Source organism: Roseivivax halodurans JCM 10272 (genome assembly GCF_000521785.1).
GTDB classification, from domain to species: Bacteria; Pseudomonadota; Alphaproteobacteria; order Rhodobacterales; family Rhodobacteraceae; genus Roseivivax; species Roseivivax halodurans.
Window position 1 is genome coordinate 1 of sequence record NZ_JALZ01000069.1, and the last position, 7699, is coordinate 7699.

Here is a 7699-nt window from a genome sequence, read left to right on the forward strand (position 1 = left end):
TACATCTCTTCGTAACGCCCAGCGTCAACGTGGGCGGCCTTGGTCACGGCATCGCTCGGGCTGAATGTCTTCGGCAGTTCGGTCATGTGATCCTCCTCCCATCATCCCGCATCCCTCCAAGACGCGCGATTTGCGGAGATCATACTCAATCTGGAAAACAAATAAATAAGTTACCGAAAATATTGCTGTTTTCTGTAAAAAGTTTTCTAGCTGAGGAGCCCAGGGAGTAAAGGGGTTTGACCGGCAGCAGCTTAAGTCAATGAATCGCAAATAGTTAACGACCACCGCACGATCCTTCCGTCGGGCGGCCCAGGATGTCGATCAGTGACGCACGCCGATCCCCGCCCGGTTCCAAGCATGACTCGCCCCTCGGGGAAGAGGGTCGTGCAGCCGTGAAGCGGCTTCGCGCCCCGGCCGCGCAATGTAGGCACACCTCGCAGGCGACCAACATTACTGTGGTGACGCCGCCCGCACGAAAAAGCCGGCGACCGCGATGGCCGCCGGCTCAAGTGATTGGGCTTGCCGCCTGTATCAGGCGCGAAGCGTCTCAGTGGACGAGAAGAACATTGCCTGACTGATCGCTGACCGGACTTGTTCCTCGGAGTAGGGCTTGGAGATCAGGAACGCCGGTTCCGGCTTGTCGCCGGTCAACAGACGCTCAGGGAAAGCGGTGATGAAGATGACCGGGCGCTCGCCAAGCTCGCGAAGAATGTCGTTGACCGCGTCCACCCCCGAGGAATTGTCCGCAAGCTGAATGTCCGCGAGGATCAGGTCCGGGGTTTCCTGACCGGCGAGCTTCACCGCGCCCTCGCGAGTGCGTGCGACGCCGGTCACACGATGGCCGAGATCTGCGACGATGCTCTCGAGATCCATGGCGATGATTGCCTCGTCCTCGATGATGAGGACCCGGCCAGACATGCCGTCAGCCATCTCGTTGCGCGCGGTTTCGATCAGCGTCTCAGCCTCGTCCGCGCCGATCTGCATGATCTCGCCCACTTCGGAGGCGCTGAATTCCTCGATCGTGTGGAGCAGCAGCGCTTCGCGACTGTTGGTGGTGAGTTTGGCGAGGTGACGCTGCGCAGCTGCGCGCGGTCCGCTGTCCTCGTCGGTGACCGGTGCCCCCGTGGTAACCCAGATTCCGTGGAAAACCTGGAAAAGACCTGCCTTACCGGAACTTGCTTCGGCGACCATCGTTCTGTCCGCAAGCACCGCTTCGAGAGTGGCGGCCGCGTACTTGTCGCCGGTGGTCTGTGCGCCGGTAAGGGCGCGCGCGTAGCGGCGGAGGTAAGGAAGAGCGGCGCCAATTTCGCTGCTCAGGTCGGCCTGTGTCATCGTGACGTCCCTTTAAAACTTTTTCTGGAACCCAACGCATGTTGGTACTGTTGGTTCCGAGCTACGTGATGAGTGCGATGGGGATTTGCGCGTAAGGGAAAATATGGCTGAGACCCGGGACAATACAAAGCAGGCGCAAGTGATAGACGATAACCTAAAGCGTGTTTATCAGGACATGCTCAATGAAGAAGTGCCTGACAGGTTCACCAACCTGTTGGCTCAGCTGCGCGAGCAGGAGCAGCAGGAGCATGGGCAGGGATATGCCGAGGCACAAAACCGCGATGAGACGTCGTGATGGCTGGCGATCCGCGCGACGAAATCGTTGAGCACCTTCCGGCAATGCGGGCCTTCGCCCTTTCGCTGACGCGAAATTCGGCGCTTGCTGACGATATGGTGCAAGACAGCCTGGTGAAGGCATGGACGAAGATCCATACCTTCGAGCCGGGCACGAACATGCGTGCATGGCTGTTCACCATCCTTCGCAATACCTACTACTCCAACCGTCGCAAGGCGGGCCGGGAAGTGTCCGATGCTGACGGTCTGATGACGGAAGGCCTTTCCGAGAAGCCGGCCCATGACGGACGCCTTCAGCTTTCAGACTTTCGCCGCGCCTTTGCCGAACTCAACGACGAACAGCGCGAGGCGCTGGTCCTTGTCGGTGCGTCCGGTTTTTCCTACGAGGAGGCCGCTGATATGTGCGGCGTCGCGGTCGGCACGATCAAGAGCCGCACGAACCGTGCCCGCGCCAGACTGGCGCAACTTATGCATCTGACCGAGGACGAAGCGCTCGAGATGACAGACAGTGCCACAATGGCGGTCGTCGCGGGCAATCGTTCGTCCGCAGCGGGGTGAGGCATGCTCGGCGCGCCTGGTCCGAGGCCGGTCCCCAGCGGGCTCGGCGCCCGAATTATCGGCTTTCTGACCATTGCGCTGGTGCCTCTGGGTCTCGTTGCCTATTGGCAGACCACGCAACTTGAGGAAGAGACGCGGGCCCGGTCGCAGCTCAGCGTAACCGGGATCACCGAGAATGCCGCGACCTCAGAGCGCCGAAACGTTCTGCGCGCGCTTGGGGCGGCGCAGGCCATCGGTTCGACGACCAGCATCGTCGCGACCGATCCCGAAGCGTGCGACAACTTCCTCGCGGACTTTCGGCGGAGCAGCCAGAATTATACCTATATCGGGGTGCTGCTGAAGAGTGGCCAGGTGAAATGTGGCTCGTCCAGCCGCGCCGCAGATCTCAACGACTTTCCCCAGCTTCTAGCTGCCGTTCAGGAACCTTTCCCGGCTGTCACGCGGATCGACAACCCCTCGATCAGTCCCGGGCCGGTGGTCGTGGTCTCAGAGCCTTTCGAAGTCGACGGTGTCCACCAGGGTCATGTCAGCATCTCGATCCCGGTCGAGTTCATTCGCCCGCGCAATCCCGGTCAGACTGAATATACCGACCTCGTCACGTTCAACCGGATGGGGCAGGTGCTCAGCACCCAGCACGGACTCGAAGCCGCCCGACAACGTTTGCCGGCAGACATAGATCTTGCGACGCTGGCAGGAGCCGAAGAACAGAGCTTCCTCGCACGCGGAGCGGACGGCGAGGAACGCATCTACGCTCTCGCCCCCGTCGTGCCGGATCTCGTCTACGCATTGTCGGTCTGGCCGGAGGACAGCTCCGCCGCGACCACCCTCGGAACATCCGGCTTCGCCCGTTCGCTGCCGCTCATCATGTGGGCGGCAAGTGTCATTGTGGCGTACCTCGCGGTGAACCGGCTTGTCATCCGCCACATTCGCACGCTGCGCTACCAAATGCGCAGCTTTGCGCGCGACAGGCGTGTGCCGGCGCAGAGTTCGGCGCAGGACATGGCGCTCGAGTTGCGCGACATGGAGAACGACTTCCTGCATATGGCCGATTCCATCATGCAGGACGAGGCGCAGCTCGAGAACACCTTGCGGGAGAAGACGATCCTCCTGAAGGAAGTGCACCACCGGGTGAAGAACAACCTCCAGCTGATCTCCTCCATCATGAACATGCAGATCCGGCAAAGCGAGTCGCCAGAGACCAAGATTGTGCTCCAGCGCCTTCAGGACCGCATCCGGGGCCTCGCCACGATCCACCGCAACCTCTACCAGAGCGGCGATCTCAGCCACGTGAACGCCGCCGACCTGCTGTCCGACCTCATCAGTCAGATGAACATCGTCTCCCGCGAATCCAATGTCAGCCTCGAAGTGACCAAGAGCCTTGCCGAGATTCAGGTCTATCCCGATCAGGCCGTGCCGATGTCGCTCCTGACCGCCGAGGCGCTGACGAATGCCGGAAAGTACATGACGCCCGATCCGGACGGGATCTACCGCATGCATGTCGACCTCAAACGCGAGGCGGACCGGAACGTGGTGCTCGAGATCACCAACAGCGCGAGCGAGGACGGGCGCGACGTGAAGGAAGTCGGGCGTAATGGCTTGGGCAACCGTCTGATCCAGGCCTTTGCGACCCAGCTCGGCGGCACGCTCGACCAGGGGATCTGCGACGGACGCTACAGGGTCCGGGTCCTCTTCAGCCTCTCCGATTTCAAGCCGGAAGTGGTGGATTACTGAGCCCATGGCACATGTCCCCGAGCTTCGCCCCTTGCCCCGCGCCGAGACCGCGGGCGGCAGGCCCCGACGCGTCGGAGTCGAGATCGAGTTCGGCGGCTTGCCCGAGAGTGAGGTCGCCAAGATCGTCTCGACCGAATGCGGCGGAAGCGTCGAGCAAGGTGAGGAGAAGGGCCTCGTCGTGAAAGGATCCGAGCTCGGGGACGTGCAGATCTACCTCGACACGGCGCTCTTGTCGAAGCCGGGAACGCGCTTCGAGGAAAGTCTGCACGATCTCGCCCGCACGGTGGTTCCTGTGGAGATCGTGACCTCTCCGATCCTTCCCGAGAAGATCGTAGAGCTCGACCGTACCCTTCTCACGTTGCAGCGGCAGGGGGCGACGGGCACCGCATCAGGTATCACCGCGGGCTTCGGTGTGCATTTCAACCCCGAGATCGTGTCCGACGAGCTGTCCGACATTCTGCCGGTGCTTGCGATGTTCGCCTTCTGCGAAGACAGCCTGCGCCGAGACATGGGGCTCGACCTGTCGCGGCGGATGCTGCCTTTCGTCGATCCCTATCCCCGCACGCTGCTCGACGGCCTCGCCGCAGGCGGACTGCACGGCGTCGGCGACCTCATCGACCTTTATCTCGAACGCTCGGCCTCCCGAAACCACGGTCTCGACATGCTTTGTGTCTTCGCGCATCTCGACAAGGATCGCGTCGCGGCGAAGATGGACATCTCCTCGGTCTCGCCGCGACCGACCTTTCACTACCGCCTTCCCGATTGCCGGATCGACGAGCCGGACTGGTCACTCGCCCTCGAATGGAACCGCTGGGTCCGCATCGAGGATCTGGCAGAAGATTCCGGTCTCCTGCGGGAGCTGGAGCGCGAATGGAAGATCCACCGGGCGAGCTACAGGACCATGCGCGGCGACTGGACACGCCGAGTGTCCGAACGGGTAGGGTCCTTCGCATGACGCGTCCGGTCGTCGGTGTAACCGTCTCACGCGCCTCAGGGTGGCGCATCTTCCCGCTGATGTGGCTCAACATCCGCTTGGCGGGCGGACGCGCCATCAAATGGCGGGCCGGTCGCGAGGTGGATCTTACATCCGTGGACGCGGTCGTCATCGGGGGCGGCGACGACATTGCTCCGACCCTTTATGGCGGCGAGGTCCGCCTCGGCGTGCGTCTCGACCCGTCGCGCGACGAGCTCGAGTCGCGTTTGATCCGCGAGGCGTTCGACCGGAACCTTCCGGTTCTCGGCATCTGCCGAGGCGCTCAGATGCTGAATGTGGTGCTGGGCGGCGATCTCCATCAGGAAGCCTATGAAGTATACCACTCGCGGTACATGAAGACGATCCTGCCGAAGAAGCGCGTCGACGTGACCGAGGACAGCCTGCTGGCGCGCACCATCAACGTCCCCTGCCTGCGGGTGAACGCGCTCCACACGCAGGCGGTCAAACGGCTCGGGTCAGGTCTGCAGGTAGCCGCGCGCGACGAGGGTGGCATGATCCAAGCCATCGAGCGGACCCGTGATCCCTTCGCCTTGGGGGTGCAGTGGCATCCCGAACACCTGTTCTATCGCCGGGCACATCGCCGCATCTTCCGCGCGCTGATCGAAGCTGCCAAAGCAGCCCGTCGGAGCGAAAGACAACTCGACGCCGCCGAAGCCGAAGCGAGGCTCGCCGCTTCGGGAGGATAGTCTTTCGGTGCCGGACCGGTCTCCGGATTACCCGATACGGCAGAATTCTTCACGTCGGGGGAACCGGTCTCGGTCGCCGATGGTTATGACCCCAAACGATGTGAGGAAACGAGCGAATGTCCATGGATGTTTTCATCATAGGGCTGGGCGCTCTCTCAATGATTGCCGTCTTGATCTACGCAGTGACAGGGCGGACTGAGCGAGACCATCACATGCAGGTACACAACGATCGGCCCACGTCCTCCCTGGCCCGGGACGGTCGGTCGCACTGACCTGCACCGGAAAGGGGCGGCCCTCGGGTGGCCCCTTTCCTTTATGCGAATTCGGCTTTCATCGCGCCTGCCGCTGAGGTTCTCTAGCCACACGAGCAGTACCGGAGCCGAAAATGACAGATCTCGAGACACGCATCGCCATCGCCCGCGGAGAGGAGCCCGCGGACATCGTCCTGCGCGGCGGTCGAGTGCTCGACCTCGTCACCGGGGGGCTTCTGAAGGGCGATGTCGCGATCGCGGGGGATCGCATCGTCGGGACATGTGCGGATTACGAGGGCAGGCGGGTCGTCGACGTGGCGGACCTGATCCTCGTTCCCGGATTCATCGATACACACCTCCATGTAGAATCCTCCCTCGTCACGCCGCTCGAATTCGACCGCTGCGTCACCCCGCGCGGCGTCACCACCGCGATCTGCGATCCGCACGAGATCGCCAACGTGATCGGTGCCGAGGGTATCCGTTACTTCCAGAGGGCCTCCGAGCGCACCCTGATGGATCTGCGGGTCCAGCTCTCGTCCTGCGTTCCCTCGACGCATATGGAAACGGCGGGGGCAGAGCTGTCCGCGACCGATCTCTCTGCGCTCCGCGGCCATGCTTCGGGCATCGGCCTTGCCGAATTCATGAACTATCCGGCCGTGATCCACCGCGACCCCGGCGCCATGGAAAAGCTGCGTCTCTTCGAGGGCGAACACGTCGACGGCCATTGCCCGCTGCTGTCGGGAACCGACCTCAACGCCTATTGCGCGGCAGGCATCCGGACAGAACACGAGGCGACCAGTGCGGAAGAGGCCCTCGAGAAGTTGCGCAAGGGTATGCGCGTGTTGATCCGCGAAGGGTCGGTGTCGAAGGACCTTTACGCTCTCGCGCCTGTGCTGACCGAGCGCACCGCTCCGTATATGTGCCTGTGCACCGACGACCGGAACCCGCTCGACATCGCCGAGCAAGGGCATCTCGATTACATGATCCGGACGTTGATCGCGCTCGGTACGGAGCCGCTGGCATCCTATCGCGCCGCATCGCTGTCGGCGGCCGAAGCCTTCGGCCTTAAGGATCGGGGTCTCATCGCGCCGGGCTACCGGGCGGACATCGTGGCAATCGGCTCGCTCGAGGCATGCGACGTCAAGATGGTCGTGGCGGGGGGGCAGATCGTCGACGAAAGCGCCTTCGCCGCCCGCGAGCCGCTCGAGCCGGTGGGCCGCAACTCGGTGAAGGCCCCGCGCATCACGCCGCAGAATTTCCGCACCACCGGCAACCGCGAAGAGACCGATGTCATCGGGATCCGCGAGGGGCAGATTCTCACGGATCACCTGCACGAGACGGTTCCCATCGAGGACGGCGACAAGCGACCTGATCCGGACCGGGATCTCGCCCGGATCGCCGTGGTGGAGCGACACGGCTTGAACGCCAATATCGCGACCGGTTTCGTTCGGGGCTTTGGAATGAAAGAGGGCGCCATTGCCGCGACCGTTTGCCATGATCACCATAACATCGTCGCGGTCGGCATGGACTACAGCGACCTTGCCGCCGCCGTGTCCCGTTTGTCCGAAATCGAGGGAGGGTTCGTCGTCGCGCAGGGTGGAGCAGTCACCGCAGAGCTGCCGCTTCCCGTCGCCGGACTGATGTCGCTTGCCCCTTTCGAGGAGGTGCGCGACCGCCTGACGGACCTGCGGACCGCCGCGAAAGCACTCGGCGTCACGCTGCACGAGCCTTTTCTGCAACTCGCCTTTCTGGCACTTCCCGTCATCCCGGCGCTCAAGATCACGGACCGCGGCATGGTGGACGTCACGCGTTTCGAGATCATCACCTGACGAAACGGGCCGGGATCGTCTCGC

8 protein-coding genes are annotated in these 7699 nt (G+C 62.8%); 7 read left to right on the forward strand and 1 reads right to left on the reverse strand.

The genetic code is table 11. From position 1 onward, the window contains the following. Nucleotides 1–230 (forward strand): hypothetical protein (locus tag OCH239_RS23410; RefSeq protein WP_211242042.1); only part of this gene is annotated, 230 nt, incomplete at its 5' end. Nucleotides 231–531: 301 nt separating this feature from the next. Here OCH239_RS23410 and OCH239_RS20605 read toward each other — a convergent pair. Next, nucleotides 532–1332, reverse strand: coding sequence for a response regulator (locus tag OCH239_RS20605; RefSeq protein ID WP_037267188.1), 801 nt, complete (start codon nt 1330–1332; stop codon nt 532–534). A gap of 103 nt (nt 1333–1435) precedes the next feature. Here OCH239_RS20605 and OCH239_RS20610 point away from each other — a divergent pair, with 103 nt between their 5' ends. From OCH239_RS20610 to ade, 6 genes are all read left to right on the forward strand, one after another. Next, nucleotides 1436–1627: a NepR family anti-sigma factor gene (locus tag OCH239_RS20610; RefSeq protein WP_037267190.1), complete on the forward strand. Its 192-nt coding sequence runs from the start codon at nt 1436–1438 to the stop codon at nt 1625–1627. Beyond that, nucleotides 1627–2184, forward strand: a complete 558-nt coding sequence (locus OCH239_RS20615) for an RNA polymerase sigma factor (RefSeq protein WP_037267191.1) — start codon at nt 1627–1629, stop codon at nt 2182–2184. Before OCH239_RS20610 ends, OCH239_RS20615 begins: the two co-directional genes overlap by 1 nt. A gap of 3 nt (nt 2185–2187) precedes the next feature. Continuing rightward, nucleotides 2188–3915 (forward strand): sensor histidine kinase, encoded by a 1728-nt coding sequence (locus OCH239_RS20620; RefSeq protein WP_037267193.1) that lies wholly within the window; start codon nt 2188–2190, stop codon nt 3913–3915. Nucleotides 3916–3919: 4 nt separating this feature from the next. Further along, the gene (locus tag OCH239_RS20625) at nt 3920–4870 is read left to right on the forward strand and encodes an amidoligase family protein (protein ID WP_037267194.1); all 951 of its coding nucleotides are present in this window, start codon (nt 3920–3922) and stop codon (nt 4868–4870) included. Next, on the forward strand, nt 4867–5595 hold the full coding sequence (locus OCH239_RS20630) for a gamma-glutamyl-gamma-aminobutyrate hydrolase family protein (protein WP_037267196.1): 729 nt from the start codon (nt 4867–4869) through the stop codon (nt 5593–5595). The genes OCH239_RS20625 and OCH239_RS20630 overlap by 4 nt, the downstream gene beginning before the upstream one ends. Before the next feature lie 385 nt (nt 5596–5980). After that, the gene (gene ade / locus OCH239_RS20635; protein ID WP_037267197.1) at nt 5981–7675 is read left to right on the forward strand and encodes an adenine deaminase; all 1695 of its coding nucleotides are present in this window, start codon (nt 5981–5983) and stop codon (nt 7673–7675) included. The last annotated feature ends 24 nt before the right edge of the window (nt 7676–7699 follow it).